Annotated in this window: 13 protein-coding genes; all 13 read left to right on the forward strand. The window is 59.9% G+C overall.

Going from position 1 to position 15547, the window contains the following annotated elements:
• The first annotated feature begins 870 nt into the window (after positions 1 to 870).
• The 13 genes from H2O65_RS04500 (at position 871) to sufC (ending at position 15461) form a co-directional block, all read left to right on the forward strand.
• Positions 871 to 1659, forward strand: a complete 789-nt coding sequence (locus tag H2O65_RS04500; RefSeq protein ID WP_182142457.1) for a hypothetical protein — start codon at positions 871 to 873, stop codon at positions 1657 to 1659.
• A gap of 83 nt (positions 1660 to 1742) precedes the next feature.
• Positions 1743 to 3587, forward strand: coding sequence for an HAD-IIA family hydrolase (locus H2O65_RS04505; RefSeq protein ID WP_259349581.1), 1845 nt, complete (start codon positions 1743 to 1745; stop codon positions 3585 to 3587).
• Positions 3580 to 3747: a hypothetical protein gene (locus H2O65_RS04510; protein ID WP_182142458.1), complete on the forward strand. Its 168-nt coding sequence runs from the start codon at positions 3580 to 3582 to the stop codon at positions 3745 to 3747. Before H2O65_RS04505 ends, H2O65_RS04510 begins: the two co-directional genes overlap by 8 nt.
• Positions 3744 to 4607 carry a TlyA family RNA methyltransferase gene (locus H2O65_RS04515; protein WP_182142459.1) on the forward strand — a complete coding sequence of 288 codons (864 nt, stop codon included), beginning with the start codon at positions 3744 to 3746 and terminating at the stop codon, positions 4605 to 4607. Before H2O65_RS04510 ends, H2O65_RS04515 begins: the two co-directional genes overlap by 4 nt.
• Positions 4604 to 5497: an NAD kinase gene (locus tag H2O65_RS04520; RefSeq protein ID WP_182142460.1), complete on the forward strand. Its 894-nt coding sequence runs from the start codon at positions 4604 to 4606 to the stop codon at positions 5495 to 5497. Before H2O65_RS04515 ends, H2O65_RS04520 begins: the two co-directional genes overlap by 4 nt.
• Complete coding sequence (recN, locus tag H2O65_RS04525) at positions 5487 to 7163, forward strand: DNA repair protein RecN (RefSeq protein ID WP_182142461.1); 1677 nt, start codon at positions 5487 to 5489, stop codon at positions 7161 to 7163. The genes H2O65_RS04520 and recN overlap by 11 nt, the downstream gene beginning before the upstream one ends.
• On the forward strand, positions 7160 to 8377 hold the full coding sequence (gene steA, locus H2O65_RS04530; RefSeq protein ID WP_182142462.1) for a putative cytokinetic ring protein SteA: 1218 nt from the start codon (positions 7160 to 7162) through the stop codon (positions 8375 to 8377). Before recN ends, steA begins: the two co-directional genes overlap by 4 nt.
• A complete protein-coding gene (locus tag H2O65_RS04535; RefSeq protein WP_182142463.1) occupies positions 8374 to 9309 on the forward strand; it encodes a copper transporter in 936 nt (311 codons plus the stop codon). Before steA ends, H2O65_RS04535 begins: the two co-directional genes overlap by 4 nt.
• 72 nt (positions 9310 to 9381) lie before the next feature.
• Positions 9382 to 11088, forward strand: coding sequence for a CTP synthase (locus H2O65_RS04540; RefSeq protein WP_182142464.1), 1707 nt, complete (start codon positions 9382 to 9384; stop codon positions 11086 to 11088).
• A 179-nt stretch (positions 11089 to 11267) separates the two neighbouring features.
• Positions 11268 to 11993, forward strand: coding sequence for a metalloregulator ArsR/SmtB family transcription factor (locus H2O65_RS04545; protein WP_182142465.1), 726 nt, complete (start codon positions 11268 to 11270; stop codon positions 11991 to 11993).
• 51 nt (positions 11994 to 12044) lie between these two features.
• The gene (sufB, locus tag H2O65_RS04550; RefSeq protein WP_182142466.1) at positions 12045 to 13490 is read left to right on the forward strand and encodes a Fe-S cluster assembly protein SufB; all 1446 of its coding nucleotides are present in this window, start codon (positions 12045 to 12047) and stop codon (positions 13488 to 13490) included.
• 1 nt (position 13491) lies between these two features.
• Positions 13492 to 14667, forward strand: coding sequence for a Fe-S cluster assembly protein SufD (sufD, locus tag H2O65_RS04555; RefSeq protein WP_182142467.1), 1176 nt, complete (start codon positions 13492 to 13494; stop codon positions 14665 to 14667).
• A 23-nt stretch (positions 14668 to 14690) separates the two neighbouring features.
• On the forward strand, positions 14691 to 15461 hold the full coding sequence (gene sufC, locus H2O65_RS04560) for a Fe-S cluster assembly ATPase SufC (RefSeq protein ID WP_182142468.1): 771 nt from the start codon (positions 14691 to 14693) through the stop codon (positions 15459 to 15461).
• The last annotated feature ends 86 nt before the right edge of the window (positions 15462 to 15547 follow it).

The raw sequence follows: 15547 nt of genomic DNA on the forward strand, positions 1-15547 counted from the left end.
CAAGAGGCGAGAGGTAGTCACGAACCAATAGTCGGTGAGCCGGCGGTCAGACTCGGAAGGGTCGGGCCGCCGGTCGCTGTTTAAGGGACCAATGCGCGCACGCCTGGGATACCGGCCATTATTGGGGGGATGCGGCCATTATTGGTGTCTAAACTTCAGGGTTTCGCGTTCGCCGCGGGGGCGCCGTACCTAACTACACTGATGTGGCAGGTTTTCACCGCGCCCCCAACAGCCTCCCAAACCAAGGGCGCCTCTCCGCAGAAGAGACTGTGGGTATCCTTCTCGCCTCTACGACAGCGAACCGTTGCCGTCACTACCCGCCTCAAACCGCGAGATCGAATAGTATCGACACATTACACTGTTATTGGACCCGAAACTGTCGATAATATTCGATCTCGCGGAGGCGTGGGTGCCGCGGGGGTGGGCGTGAGTGCCGCCGATGTGGGTGGGGCACCCCCGACGTGGGTGGGGCACCCCAAGTACAAGGCGCCCCGGGGTTCCCGAACTGGCTCCTCGACCATCTCCGCTGCATCGCCCCAGGGATTTCGAAACCTGCAAAACAACATCCACCAAAGCCTCCTCCGCACCGGAGGATTCAAACACCACCTACAGCCCTCTTATGAAGAGCAACCTAAGGTTGCCGGTATCACCTAAGGTTGCCTGCGTCCTTGCGAATTGCAGGCAACCTTAGGCGACTGCGGCAACCTTAGGCGCGCACGCTGTCCCCGCAGACCATGACCCACAAGCCCAATGGGTGAGCGTGACGTGTTGCGTACCAGGGTGTGCTTACTCTGCTGGAGGCCACGGGTAGACTGGTCGCAGTATTTCTGCAGAGTGAAAGAGGCAACGTGGCGTACGAAAATCGGTCAAATGACCAAGGCCGCCCACGCGGTGACAGGCGGGACAACAACGCTGGCCGCGGCGGACAAGGTGGAAGCCGGGCGCCGCGTTCCAATGATCGGGATCGGAATCAGCGTGATGATCGCCGGGACAATCGTTCCTATGGTGATCGGGATCGGAACCAGCGTGATGATCGCCGGGACAATCGTTCCTATGGTGATCGGGATCGTGATCGAAATCAGCGTGATGATCGTCGGGATAACCGTGGGCAGCGTGATGATCGTCGGGATAACCGTGGGCAGCGTGACGACCGCCGGGACAATCGTTCCTATGGTGACCGGGATCGTGATCGAAATCAGCGGGATGATCGCCGGGATAACCGTGGGCAGCGGGATGATCGTCGGGATAACCGTTCGTATGGTGATCGTGATCGGAATCAGCGTGATGATCGCCGGGATAACCGTGGGCAGCGTGATGATCGTCGGGATAACCGTTCGTATGGTGATCGTGATCGGAACCAGCGTGATGATCGCCGGGACAATCGTGGGCAGCGTGATGATCGCCGGGATAACCGTTCGTATGGTGATCGTGATCGGGACCGCAACCAGCGGGACAACCGTGGTCGTCGGGATGATCGCCGGGATGACCGTCGCGATAATCGAAAGGGCGATAGTCGGGATAGGCGCGACGAGCAGCCACGGTTTGCCGGGCAGCGCTCAGATGGGCGTAACCAAGATCGCCGCGATGACAGATTTGGCAGCAAGAAGCCGAAGTCACACCAGGCTGAATACCGTTCAGCAGACCCTAACGAGCCCGTAATTCCCGCAGGTGTCGTTGCAGATGAGATCGGGGAAGAAGTTCTCAATGCGCTGGACACCCTTGCCGGCGCCAACAAGGAAATTGTGGCTCGCCACCTGGTGATGGCTGGCCAGCTGCTGGATGTCGATGCCGACAAGGCATATGAACACGCACAGGCCGCAGTGAAGCGCGCGGGTCGAGTCGATGTGGTTCGCGAAGCGGCTGCACTGACCGCTTACGCCACCGGGCGCTACGAAGAAGCTCTTCGTGAGGTGCGCGCAGTCCGACGGATGCGGGGCGACGAGTCCCTCCGCGCCATTGAGGCAGATAGTGAGCGCGGGCTGGGACGCCCAGAGAAAGCCCTTGAAGTCATTGAGGCTGCGGACACCTCCAAGATGCCTCTTGACGAGCAGGTTGAAGTTATCTTGGTTGCAGCAGGAGCTCGTCAAGACCTAGGTCAGACCGAACTGAGTCTGGTCCTGGTTGAAGATGCACTTCGCGCCATTCCCGCCGAAGGCGTTGATGAGCAGCGCGCTCGGCTCATGAGCATGCAAGCTGACCTGTTGCGCGTCCTCGGACGTGAAGAAGAAGCCGTCGCAGTTGAAGAGGCTATGCCGGTTGAGGAAGAGGTCATGGAGATCACCGACCTTGGTGAACTTCTTGATGCGGACGTTGACCACACGCGAACCCCACTTCGAGGTAGTACGCAGGCACTGTCTGAGATCTACGACGCCCTGGTGCTCGACTTGGACGGTGTTTGCTTCGAGGGAGCGAATCCAATCGACCACGCCTCCGAAGTTCTCAACGAAGTCGCAGACGATGGCGTGAGCCTGTCCTACGCGACAAACAATGCCTCGCGATCGGCCCAAGAGGTTGTTGAGAAGTTGGCTGGATTCGGTATTCCCGCAGAGGCTCAGCACATCATGACCTCGGCTATGGACTGTGTCTACCTCATCAAAGAGCAGCTTGAGCCAGGCTCTACCGTCCTCGTCGTTGGATCACAGCCACTTGAAGATCTGGTGAAAGAGGCAGGGTTTGTTGCCGTTCGTGATGCTAAGGGTGAAGTTGACGCCGTGGTGCAGGGTTACGCCGCCAATGTGGGGTGGGCGGAGCTTTCTGAAGCGGCCTACGCCATCAATAATGGGGCACGCTTCTACGCGACCAACCTGGACACCACGCTCCCAACCGAGCGTGGCATGGCGCTTGGCAACGGTTCACTTGTAGCCGCAGTCTCTAGGGCCACGAACCGCCGCGCTGAGGCAACGGGCAAGCCCCATCCTGAAATCATGGTTCGCGCTGCAGCAACTGTCAAAGCTGAGAATCCGCTTAGCGTTGGTGACCGCTTGGAAACGGATACCGCAGCTGCGTTCGCGGCTCGCATGCCTTCCCTGCATGTCCTCACAGGCGTCAGTAGTGCAGCAGACGTTGTACGCGCCAAGCGTGGTGAACGTCCCGCTTACCTAGCGCTTGACCTGCGTGGTCTTCAGGAGACGCATCCGCAACCCAAACACCACAGGGATGGAACGTGGACTGCAGGTGTCTCCCAGCCTGTGTCATTTACCCGCTGGGGATACATGGTTGTCGACGGTATTGAACTTCGTTCTGATGGTGATCCTGTCACCATCAACCTTGATACCTACCGCGCGGCAGCAGCTGCCGGATGGGAAGCCACGGATGCCGACCACAAGGTGCGCATTCCAGAACTGATCGTTGTGGACAACGCCGATCTTGCCGGAATCATCACCGAACCCAACTTCAAGGAGCCTGAGCCGGAAGAAGAAACGTCCGGTGAAGATGCAGTACTTGAGGAAGCCATCGCTGAAGAGGTCGCAGCCGAGGACGCGTTGGTTGAAGAGGCCGAGGTCGTTGAAGAGGCCGAGGCGATTACTGACGAGGCCGCGGAAGCCGCCAAAGACACTGTCGAGGACGGCGACGGTAGCGATGACTGAAAACAGCCTCGCTGAAGCGCTGGAGAATCCGCTGCCTGTCGAAGCGCTTCGTGCGCCTGAAGGCACGGATGTTCTACAGCGCCTCAACAGTGAGCTGGGAGGTCTGCGCGCCCTTGAGAAAGAGCTGCGTGAAGAACTCGCGTCGCTGAAGGTGCAATGACCAGACGCCGGCTAGATGCAGAACTGGTGCGCCGCCACCTCGCAGAGTCGAGGACGGTTGCGCAGCAGTTGATTGCGTCTGGCCGCGTCACAGTCGCCGGGATGACCGCAACCAAACCGGCCACACAAGTTGAGGACTCCGTTGCACTCGAAGTAGTTGCTGCCCCCGAACAGGATTGGGTTTCCAGGGGGGCGCACAAACTACTGGGTGCCCTCGACGCATTTGAGGGAATACTGCCGCCACTTGACGGGCAACGCTGTTTGGATGCTGGAGCATCCACCGGCGGTTTCACCGAAGTGCTGCTGAGCCGGGGCGTGCAGTCCGTGGTTGCAGTCGACGTGGGTTACGGACAACTAGCGTGGAAACTGCGTGAAGACCCCCGGGTGGAAGTCTTCGAGCGCACAAATATTCGCCACCTCACCCCCGAACAGGTGCTGTCCGAAAGCGGCGCTGCCCCCACGCTGGTGGTTTCAGACCTGTCGTTCATTTCCCTGACCAAAGTGATCGACAACCTGGCCCGATGCGCCCCCGATGCGCTGCAGGTCCTCATGGTGAAACCCCAGTTCGAGGTCGGCAAAGGCCGCGTTGGTCCCGGGGGAGTGGTCCGTGACCCAGAACTGCGCATCGAGGCAGTCACCCAGGTCGCAGAGTTTGCCGAGGGCGTTGGCCTTCACGTGGTGGGGGTAGCGCCATCGCCACTGCCAGGTCCCGCCGGTAACGTGGAGTACTTTCTGGCATTAGCCCCCGATACGGTAGTCAAAGACGGGGCGCTGACGCCAATAAACGGTAGTGACCTTGCAGAAGCGATCCGCGCGGCCGTGGAAAATGGCCCCCAAGAAGGGATTGAGTCGACACAATGAGGATCCTTGTAGTTCGCCATATGCACCGCGACGATGTCCGCAAGGCCGCGAAGCGGTTGCATCGTCACGCCGAAGAACTAGACATCGAACTAATCGATGCTGCCGACATCATGGATGGTGACGCCAACTTTGACGCCCTCGTCCTTGAGGAAAAGCCAGACCTCATCCTGACGCTTGGTGGGGATGGGACGCTACTGAAAGCCGCTGAGATTGCTTACCGGGAGGACGTGCCCCTGCTGGGCATCAACTTTGGGCACATGGGTTTCCTCACTGAAACTACTGCTGATTCAATCGGGTTCGTTTTGCGGCAGATTGCCGCTGGTGACTACGGAATTGATCCCCGCATGACTTTGGAAGTGCGGATAGTCAGCCCCGACGGAACCGTCCGCGATGACTGGGCGCTCAACGACGCCGTCGTTCTACATTCTGACAACGCCCACCCAGCAGAGTTCGCGTTCGTGGTCGACGGACAGGTTGTTTCCACCTACGCTGCGGACGGCATCATTTTGGCGACGCCAACGGGTTCGACAGCTTACGCGTTCTCTTCCGGTGGTCCCGTGGTTTGGCCGGAAACGCAGGCAATCGTCATGGCTCCGCTCGCTGCTCACGGGTTGTTTACGAGGCCGCTGGTTGTCGCCCCCACCTCACACTTGGAGGTGGGCGTCCTCGAATCCAACCGCGTTGCCCCAACCGTGTGGTTGGACGGGCGTCGCGAAGTGGTCGCCCCGCCAGGGTCACGTATTGAAGTCACCGCGGGATCACAGCCCATCAAGCTGGTGCGCCTCGACAACACGCCTTTCGCCGCACGCCTCGTCAGCAAGTTCAACCTACCGGTGGTCGGCTGGCGTGCCGAGGGCGTGGCGACAACGGAACATCTCAATGCTGACTGATCTGCGCGTTTCTGGTTTGGCGTTGCTTGAAGACTGTGACCTGGAACTGGGGGGCGGACTCACTGCAATAACGGGTGAAACCGGTGCGGGGAAGACCATGCTCCTCACGGCCCTTCGCCTCCTCACGGGCGGGCGCGCCGAACCCAGAATCATCAAGACGGGGCGCGGCCGCACTGAAGTTGACGCAGTAATCTCCGTTCCCACCGCTGTTGCAAACGACTTGGAGGAAGCGGGATTCCAGGTCGACGAGGGCGAAGTGGCCTTCGCGCGCACTGTCACCCCCACGCGGTCACGCGCTGCAATTTCCGGGCGACCCGTTCCGGCCAGGACCCTGGCCGACACGGCAGGTAGCCTGATCACGATCCACGGGCAGGCCGACCAGTGGCGCCTCAAATCACCGACCCACCAGAGGGAGCTGCTGGACCGTTATGCCCCGCCACCACACGACCACCAGTTAGCCGCCTATCAGCGGCAGTGGGCCACAGTCACAAACCTGCGGGCCCGCACCGCACAACTGGAAGCCGATAAGGATCGCCTCGAAGTGGAACTGCGCTACCTGCGTGAAGTCACCGACGAGGTCGCAGCGTTGGATCCGTCCCCGGACGAGGAGGTGCAGCTGGATTCAGCAATCGACAGGCTCTCCAACGTTGAACAGTTGAGGTCCGCATCGGGTGGGGCACTTGCGACACTGACGGGTGAGGGATTTGGATCCGAAGCGGCCGTGGCTGACCTGCTGGGTTCCGTTGTTGACGTTCTCCTCAAGGCCTCCTACCTCGATCCGCAACTGGAGGAATACAGTCGGAGGGCGCAGTCCATGGACGCGGAGATCAATGAGCTGATCTCTGATTTACGTGACTACGGTGAAGTTCTCTTTGATGATCCAGACGAACTTGCGCGCCTCCATGAACGTCGAGCAACCCTGACGGAACTGTGCCGAGGGCGCGCGCGTGACGCGGCGGAACTGCTTGCCTGGTGCGAAACCGCCAAGACGCGCATCGGTGAACTTGAGGGGGTTGAAGGGGATCCGCAGGCCGCCCGCCTTGCCCTAGAAGCGGCTGAGCAGGAGCTTCAAAAACTCGCTGAAAACCTGTCGGCATCAAGGCGGCTTGCCGCCGAAGACCTCGGGAAGAAGGTCAACGGGGAACTTACTGCACTGGCACTCGCCAATGCTCGCGTCATTGTTGAAGTCAGCACGACTGAACTTTCCGCTTCGGGGCAAGACCGCGTACAGATGCTGCTGCAGCCCCACCCCAATGCTCCAGCAACTCCTTTGGACGAGGGCGCCTCCGGCGGGGAACTGTCACGCATCATGCTTGCCATCGAGGTCGTCCTCGCCACCGATCAAACACCACAAACCATGGTGTTTGACGAGGTGGATGCCGGAATCGGTGGCCTGACAGCAAACCAGGTTGGGGCGCGACTCAAGGCCCTAGCCGATTTTCATCAGGTCATCGTCGTCACTCACCTGCCCCAGGTGGCCGCCCTCGCCGACGCCAACTTCGTCGTCGAGAAAAGTGATGGAACCGCAAGGGTGCGCCCCGTCAGCAATGAAGACAAGACCGATGAGATTGTGCGAATGCTGGGCGGTGACGACAAGGAGGGCGCGGCACGCCGACACGCCCTCAAACTGGAAAGAGCAGGCAACGTGGAAGAATCGACATCGTGACTACGGCATCCCCCCAATCGTTCTCTGCCCGCGCTCAGGTCGCCGACCGCCACGGACGCTTCCTTCAAGCGCCCCCACCCGGCACGATCCTCATCGTCGACGCACCCGACTTAGACTTTGAAGCCGCGCACACACTCCTCTCTTACAACCCAAGGGCCGTCCTCAATGCGGCGAAGGGGTCAACGGGTCGCGCCCTCGCAACAGGGACCGCAGCCCTCCTAGACCGCGGAGTGACGGTCATTGACGACCTCGGCAACGACATTTTGGATGTCCGAGATGGAGCCGTCCTCGACATTACAGATGCGGACGTCTCAACGAAGGAGGGCCTACTCGCTTCCGGAAGACGGGTCAGCACTCGCGACGCAAACGAGGACGCAACAGGCGTGCAAGAGCGGCTCGTGAGTAAGGTTGGCGCCTACGCCCTATCTGCATCACGCGACTTCGCATCCGAACAGCCCCTGATTGTTGACGGAGTGGGGCTACCTTCATCCCGAGTCAAGATGGAGGGAAGGATTGCCCTGATCGCCACCCCCACATCCGACTTCACCGCTCAAAAGACGCAGCTACGCCAGTTCGTTGGCGACCACAACCCCGTCATCATCGCTGTTGGAACGGGAGCAAATGCGCTGGCGCAGGTAGGTTTGAAACCAACGGTCCTGGTTGGTGACCCAAGGGACGTTGAGGCGCGCCTCCTGAAAAAGGTCCGTCAAGTAGTGGTACCCAGCACGGACGAAGTCGTTCCGGCACGAGAAATGCTGAAACGACACTCCGTTGACTTCGACGCGGTTCTCACGGGCCTGTCAGGCACCGACGTCGCGATGCTGTTCGCAGCCAGCAACGGTGCAGCGGCGGTCGTGGACTGCTCCGCGCCGCGCACCCTCACCCAGTTCATCGACCGAAGTGGCCTCGAAACCACGGGCAGCGTGCTTGTCGCAGCGCAGCTGCGGGACCGACTCCTCTCCCTCGACGCACTGCTTGCCGTCTACCGTCCTCGTCTGTCCGGATGGTGGCTTGCACTGCTGCTTGTTGCCGCCCTCCTGGCCGGGGTCGCAGCCTTCCTGTTTACCCCACTTGGTTCCGGACTCATCGGGGTCGCCGGCGTCCTTCCAATGTTGGGCCGATCCCTCCTATCTCCGCGGGTGATGGCAGGCCTGCACGGCCACGATAGCCAGCCCCAAATCACGAAAGTCACCGCTCGGAAGGTCCGCTCATGATCAACTTTCGCTACCATCTGGTTTCACTGATTGGCGTGTTCTTGGCGCTTGCAGTTGGGGTTGTTCTTGGGGCTGGCCCACTGCAAAATGCTATTAGCAACGTCGGCTCAGATGAGGCGGCTGTGGCCTCGGTTGCCGATCTTCAAGAGGAACTGGCAGCGGCCTCGGCGGAAGGTGAGGCAGGGCAGGAGCTTGCTTCTGCTCTGGCCGAGCAGGTCCTCCCGGGGACCATGTCTGGCAAGAACATCGCGGTGGTTGTGCTCCCGGACGCGACCAGCGCAGATGTTGATGTTGCAACAAGCGCGCTTGAGCAGGCTGGCGCGCAAGTGTTGGGTCCCGTTGAACTCACGGAGGCCTTCGTCTCTCAGGATGCCAATACCTACCGAGAAACCCTGGCGTCTCCAGTCTCTTCGTACCTAGCAGGGCGGCCCGCGGATCCATCTCCAGCCGCAGTGCTCGCGACAGGCTTGGTAGAAACGTTGACAGTGGACAGCCCCGACGCGGAACTTATCGGTGGGATGCTGACCGATGAGGCCACGCCCCTGGTGGTCGCCCTGTCGACCGAGCTCGCGGATGGGCTCATGCTGGTGGGAGCCGGAAGCGAACGCCCTGCCGGGGTTGATCAAACTCAGTCAGGGAACGAGGCCGGTGGGGATGCGGCCGTCTCCGTGGCGCCCCTGACCCGTGACGGGTGGATCGCCCTCGGCACCGCATTTGCTGACGCGAGTGTGCCAGCGGTAGCTGTGGGACAGGCCGCCACGGCCGATCAGTTCATCGCAGTTCTCCGCGAAGCGGGTTCCCCGCTGGCGACAGCTGATAGGGGAGGAAGCCCAATGGGTGCCCTCAACGCTGTCCTGGCCCTAGCTTCGGGTGCTACGGGATCATATGGAACGCAATCTGGCGCGCTCGAAGTGCTAGCACCTCTTCCATAGTCGCCACAACGTGACGGACTGGGCTTGAAGCGAGTCGTTTTGCCCCCTGGTCACAGCGTAGAATTAGGGTCCATGGTCAATGACTCTCCCCGGCCCTCCAACGGGCTTTCTTCAGGCAATAATCACGTCACAAAACAGATTTTTGTTACCGGGGGTGTTGTTTCCTCCCTGGGTAAGGGACTCACTGCCTCATCTTTAGGTATGCTTCTTCGCGCCCGTGGCCTGCACGTGGTGATGCAGAAACTTGACCCATACCTCAACGTTGATCCCGGACTGATGGACCCCTTCCAGCACGGTGAAGTATTTGTGACCGAGGACGGGTCTGAAACCGACCTCGACATCGGCCACTACGAACGTTTCCTCAACGTCTCACTGTCCGGGGGAGCCAACGCGACGACGGGGAAGGTTTACTCTTCCGTCCTCGCCAATGACCGACGCGGATTCTATGGGGGAGAGACCGTGCAGGTCATTCCTCACGTCACCAATGAGATTGCCCGCCGTATGCGTATCCAGGCTGAGCCCACCGACGGGAGCCCAGCCCCCGACGTCATCATTACGGAGATTGGTGGAACGGTCGGCGACATTGAGGAGGCGCCCTACCTTGAGGCGGCCCGCCAGGTGCGACGTGAACTAGGTCGCGACAACTGCATGTTCATCCACGTTTCCCTGTTGCCGTACGTGCAGGCTGCGGGAGAGATCAAGACAAAGCCCACCCAGCATTCCGTCGCGACACTACGGTCCGTGGGTATCCAGCCGGACGTCATCGTGTTGCGTACCGAGGTTGAGGTTCCAGATTCCATCAAGCGCAAAGTCTCAATGATGTGCGACGTCGACCTTGAGGGCGTCATCCTCTGCCCGGATGCTTCGTCCCTGTACGCGGTCCCCAAGGTCCTGCACCGGCAGGGTTTGGATGCGTTTGTGGTGCGACGCCTTGACCTGCTCTTCCACGACGTCGACTGGACGCGCTGGGATGACCTGTTGCGACGCGTCAATTCACCCCTGCATCAGGTAGAGATTGCCCTGGTTGGCAAGTACACCGAACTTCAAGATGCCTACCTGTCCGCTACGGAAGCGCTCAAGGCTGGCGGTTTTGCGAATGACTGCCGCGTGAAGACCCGGTGGATCCGCGCCGACAAGTGCGCTACCCCAGAAGCTGCTGCGAAGGCGCTGGCTGATGTTGACGGCATCCTCCTTCCCGGAACATTCGGGAATGAAAAGATCGGGGGCGTCCTCGGCGCGTTGGAGTGGGCGCGAAAGAACAACGTTCCTGTTCTGGGGATTGGGCTTGGCGCTCAGTGCATGGTCATTGATGCTGCGAAGGGAGTTCTGGCTGACGTTCCGGTTTCGGGAGATGCAGCAGACCACCCGCTCATCATTGAGAACGAAGTGGTTGTCCAGCAGGCTGAGGACGGCACCAACCGGAAGACGGGGATGAGGGCGGGAGCCTATCCGGCTGCCCTTGTTGAAGGTTCGCGCGTGCAGCGCATTTACGGTGAGACTTTGATCAGCGAACGGCACCACCAGAGTGCTGAAATCAACCGGGAGTACGAGGACGCCCTAGCTGGCGTTGGCCTGCGCTTCAGCGGCTTCTCTCCGGATGGCTCGCTGGTTGAGTTCGTGGAGATGGATGAAGAGCAGCATCCTTTCTACATTGGAACCCAGGCGCGCCCGGAGTTTAAGTCGCGTCCTACTAGCCCGCATCCACTATTTACGGAATTTGTGAAGGCCGCCATAAAGCGGCAGGCTTCCGCCCTCGAAAGCCCGGCCAAGGCGGAGTAATCCGCATGGTTCCGCGGTCCTGAGTCAGAGGTCCCTTGCCACAATGTGGTCAAACGTGAGGTTTTGCCAATAGCTGTGTTTCGAAAATCGGCTAGACTGTTTCGGAAGCCTACACAGCGGTCTTAGATGACTGCATCCTGTGGTGGCTTGGCAGAACGATTGCGCGAACGGGGGCCATGATGGGTGAAGACTCGACTACAAAGACCCGCGATGCAGCCCGGGACACGGGCACGAGGCAAATGGTCCGCAACCTGGTGATTGAGAACGGGCCAGTTACGGCTGGAGCCATCTCAAGGTTCCTCGGGCTCACCACGGCTGCCGTGCGCAGGCACATCACGTCGTTGGAAGAGTCCGGGGAGATTCGCGAACACGAAGTTGCTTCCCTCTCGAAGCGTGGACGAGGGCGCCCTGCGCGCCACTACGTGGCAACCGACGGGGGACGGGAATGCCTCCAAGATGGCTACATGGAACTAGCCACGAAGGCCCTGTCGTACATGTCGAAGGCCGCTGGGGAAGAGCTGATTGACGGTTTTGCGGCATCTCGTTCCCGTGAGATTGAGCGGCGCTACACCCCTGTGGTTCGCGCTGCTGGAACCAATCCACGCCTGCGGGCAGAGGCGCTTGCTTCGGCCCTTACCGAGGACGGGTATGCCGCAAGCATCCGCCCCATCGGTAGCGGCGACTTTGCGATCCAACTGTGCCAGGGGCACTGCCCGATTGAGCATGTTGCAGCTGACTTCCCGCAAATGTGCGACGCAGAACTGGCCGCATTCAGCCGCATCCTTGACGTCCACGTCCAGAGACTGTCGACCTTGGCGCAGGGCGGACATGTCTGCACAACACACATTCCGATCGGCATGCCGGCGGCTCGCCCTCGGAAAAACATGGCATTGAGGCAAACGTGAACCTCAAGAGACGACTTGGGTAACTGAAACAGAATCGAAAAGAAGGAATCTATGACGCAGTCAATCGAGACCCTCGCTCCTAAGGCGCCGCTGTCTGATGATGAGATCATCGACAGTATTGGCGCTTACGAGTACGGGTGGCGCGACAGTGACGACTACTCTCAGGGCGTTCCCAAGGGAATCAATGAGGGCATTGTCCGCTACATTTCGGAGACCAAGGGTGAGCCTGAATGGATGCTGGAGCGGCGTCTGAAGGCTCTCAATCTCTTTGAGCGCAAGCCAATGCCGACATGGGGTCCCGACCTCAGCAGCATCAACTTTGACGACTTCAAGTACTTTGTGCGTTCAACTGACCGTCAGGTGCAGTCGTGGGAAGACCTTCCTGAGGACATTCGCAACACCTACGACCGCCTGGGGATCCCGGACGCTGAGAAGAAGCGCCTGGTCGCGGGCGTTGCCGCCCAGTATGAGTCCGAGGTCGTTTACCAGCAGATTCAGGAAGACCTCGAAGCCCAGGGCGTTATCTTCCTCGATACCGACAGTGGTCTTCGTGAGTACCCGGAACTGTTCCAGAAGTACTTTGGCAAGTCGGTTCCAGCAGGTGACAACAAGTTTGCCTCGCTGAACACCGCAGCCTGGTCGGGTGGCTCCTTTATCTATGTGCCACCGGGCGTACATGTGGAGATCCCACTTCAGGCCTACTTCCGTATCAACACGGAAGCCATGGGGCAGTTTGAGCGCACACTGATCATCGCTGATGAAGGCTCTTACGTTCACTACGTTGAGGGTTGTACCGCGCCGATCTACGACACGAACTCGCTGCACTCCGCAATCGTGGAGATCTTCGTTTTGAAGGATGCACGCGTTCGTTACACCACCATCCAAAACTGGTCGAACAACGTCCTCAACCTGGTGACACAGCGCGCCATTGTGGAAGAGGGCGGGACCATGGAGTGGATTGATGGCAACATCGGGTCCGCTATCACCATGAAGTACCCGGCCTGCTACCTGATGGGAGAGAATGCCCGCGGGGAAACCTTGTCCATCGGTTTTGCCGGCACCGGTCAGCACCAGGACACGGGCGCGAAGATGGTTCACATGGCGCCCAAGACGTCCTCGTCCATTGTTGCCAAGTCCGTTTCCCGCGCTGGGGGACGAACTTCGTACCGCGGTTTGGTTGAGGTGCATTCGCGTGCCACCAAGTCGAAATCAAACGTGCTTTGCGACGCGCTGCTTGTCGACAAGATTTCCCGCACCGACACCTACCCTTACGTCGACGTTCGTACCGAGGACGTCGAAATGGGGCACGAGGCAACGGTTTCTAAGGTGAACGAAGACCAGCTGTTCTACCTGATGAGCCGCGGTCTGGACGAAAACGAAGCGATGGCCACCATTGTGCGTGGCTTCATTGAGCCGATTGCTAAGCACCTGCCGATGGAATACGCGCTTGAACTAAACCGCCTGATCGAACTGCAGATGGAAGGGTCCGTCGGCTGATATGACAACTCAGAAGCAATCAACAAACGTACTGGAGCCGTCAAAGGTTTCGCGTGCGGACCGTTTCACCTCTTTCGCGAGTGCTGACTTTGGTCGCCCCCAGGGTCGTGAAGAGGAATGGCGTTTCACCCCGATGCGGCGGATCCGCCCCCTGTTTGAGGCCGACGCATACGCGGGCGCGCCGCAGATTGATGTTCGGGGCCCGGAAAACGTCATCGTCGCAACGGTGAGCCGGGAAGAACTGGTGGATCCTGTCGTTCTGGCGCCCGGTGACTACCTGGCTGCTTTGGCGTGGGAAAAGTTTGAGGAGACGACAGAGGTCATCATCCCTCGAGAGGTCGAGCTGGATGAGCCCGTCTACGTCACTGTCACGGCAGGTCCGGATCTCAAGGCCGGGCGCATTGTCGTCAAGGCTGAGACCATGTCGAAGGGCACGGTTGTGATCCTTCATAACGGCCCCGCACTCTTTGATGAGACAGTAGAGATTGAGGCGGGCGAGGGCGCGCAGCTCTCCATTGTCGCAGTTCACGAGTGGGATCGCGATGGTGTGCACGCGTCCTCGCACCGCGTTCGGGCGGCCCGTAACGCAACGCTTCAGCACATGATTGTCACGCTTGGTGGCGACACCGTGCGGATCAACGTCGACACGGACTTCACCGGACCCGGCGCCGACATCCGCCTCAACGGACTGTACTTTGTGGATCGCGGCCAGCACCTCGAGCACCGCGTGTTTGTTTACCATTCGCAGCCCGACTGCTACTCGCGTGTTGCCTACAAGGGTGCACTGCAGGGTAAAGATGCGCGTTCCGTTTGGATTGGCGACTGCCTGATAGGCGTGGATGCAGACAACACAGATACCTATGAACTGAACCGCAACCTGATTCTCACCGAGGGCGCGAAGGCCGACTCCGTCCCCAACCTGGAGATTGAGAACGGGGAGATCGAGGGCGCGGGACACGCATCTGCGACCGGTCGTTTTGATGACGAGCAGCTGTTCTACCTGATGAGCCGTGGCGTTCCGCCACTGGAGGCGCGCCGCCTGGTGATCCGCGGATTCTTCGCGGAGATCCTCAACTCCGTGGGTATCCCGGAGTTGCAGGACCGGCTGATTGGCCAGATTGAGCAAGAACTGAAGGACTACGACTACGCACCGGATCAGTCGGCTGATTCGAAGTGAAACTCACTGAAAAGAACGGAAAAATGAGCGAAGCAAAAGAACTGGTTATCAGGAACTTCCACGTCACAGTGGGAACGCCAGATGGTCCCAAGCAGATCCTCAAGGGTGTTGACCTGACAATCAAGCCCGGTGAGATTCACGCGGTAATGGGTCCGAATGGTTCGGGCAAGTCGACGCTGGCCTACGCATTGGCCGGTCACCCGAACTATGAGGTAACAGAGGGTGAAGTGCTGCTTGACGGCGAGGACGTCCTCGCCATGAGCGTTGACCAACGCGCCCAGGCGGGTCTGTTCCTGGCCATGCAGTACCCGGTTGAGGTTGCGGGTGTTTCCGTGTCCAACCTGCTGCGCACCGCGAAGACCGCCATTGATGGGAAAGCTCCGGCTATTCGCCACTGGGTCAAAGAGGTCAAGGCAGCAATGGAACGCCTGCGTATGCCCGCTGACTTTGCTGAACGTGACGTCAATGTTGGATTCTCCGGTGGTGAGAAGAAGCGCCTGGAGATCCTGCAGATGGAACTGCTGGAGCCCGCTTACGCGATCCTTGACGAGACAGACTCGGGCCTTGACGTTGATGCGCTACGCATTGTCTCCGAGGGCGTCAACCGAGCTCACGCAAAGGACCACATGGGCATCCTCCTGATCACCCACTACACGCGCATCCTGCGCTACATCAAGCCGGATTTCGTTCACGTCTTTGTTGATGGTCGCATCGCTGACCAGGGCGGGCCGGAACTGGCTGACAAGCTGGAAGAAGAAGGCTACGACAGCTATTTGGCTCCCGTAGCGTCTTGATCCGTTGGGGAGCCACCCGGGTGGGTAGGCTCCCCAAGGAATCGTGTTCTCTGAGTGTGGGCCGCGGGGGACCGCGCCCGCGCCGA

Source organism: Schaalia sp. JY-X169, assembly GCF_014069575.1.
GTDB lineage: Bacteria > Actinomycetota > Actinomycetes > Actinomycetales > Actinomycetaceae > Scrofimicrobium.

Coding starts and splice junctions, on each gene's coding strand:
- H2O65_RS04500 (WP_182142457.1), top strand. CDS start 871: ATGACCAAGGCCGCCCACGCGGTGACAGGCGGGACAACAACGCTGGCC.
- H2O65_RS04510 (WP_182142458.1), top strand. CDS start 3,580: ATGACTGAAAACAGCCTCGCTGAAGCGCTGGAGAATCCGCTGCCTGTC.
- H2O65_RS04515 (WP_182142459.1), top strand. CDS start 3,744: ATGACCAGACGCCGGCTAGATGCAGAACTGGTGCGCCGCCACCTCGCA.
- H2O65_RS04520 (WP_182142460.1), top strand. CDS start 4,604: ATGAGGATCCTTGTAGTTCGCCATATGCACCGCGACGATGTCCGCAAG.
- recN (WP_182142461.1), top strand. CDS start 5,487: ATGCTGACTGATCTGCGCGTTTCTGGTTTGGCGTTGCTTGAAGACTGT.
- H2O65_RS04535 (WP_182142463.1), top strand. CDS start 8,374: ATGATCAACTTTCGCTACCATCTGGTTTCACTGATTGGCGTGTTCTTG.
- H2O65_RS04540 (WP_182142464.1), top strand. CDS start 9,382: ATGGTCAATGACTCTCCCCGGCCCTCCAACGGGCTTTCTTCAGGCAAT.
- H2O65_RS04545 (WP_182142465.1), top strand. CDS start 11,268: ATGGGTGAAGACTCGACTACAAAGACCCGCGATGCAGCCCGGGACACG.
- sufB (WP_182142466.1), top strand. CDS start 12,045: ATGACGCAGTCAATCGAGACCCTCGCTCCTAAGGCGCCGCTGTCTGAT.
- sufD (WP_182142467.1), top strand. CDS start 13,492: ATGACAACTCAGAAGCAATCAACAAACGTACTGGAGCCGTCAAAGGTT.
- sufC (WP_182142468.1), top strand. CDS start 14,691: ATGAGCGAAGCAAAAGAACTGGTTATCAGGAACTTCCACGTCACAGTG.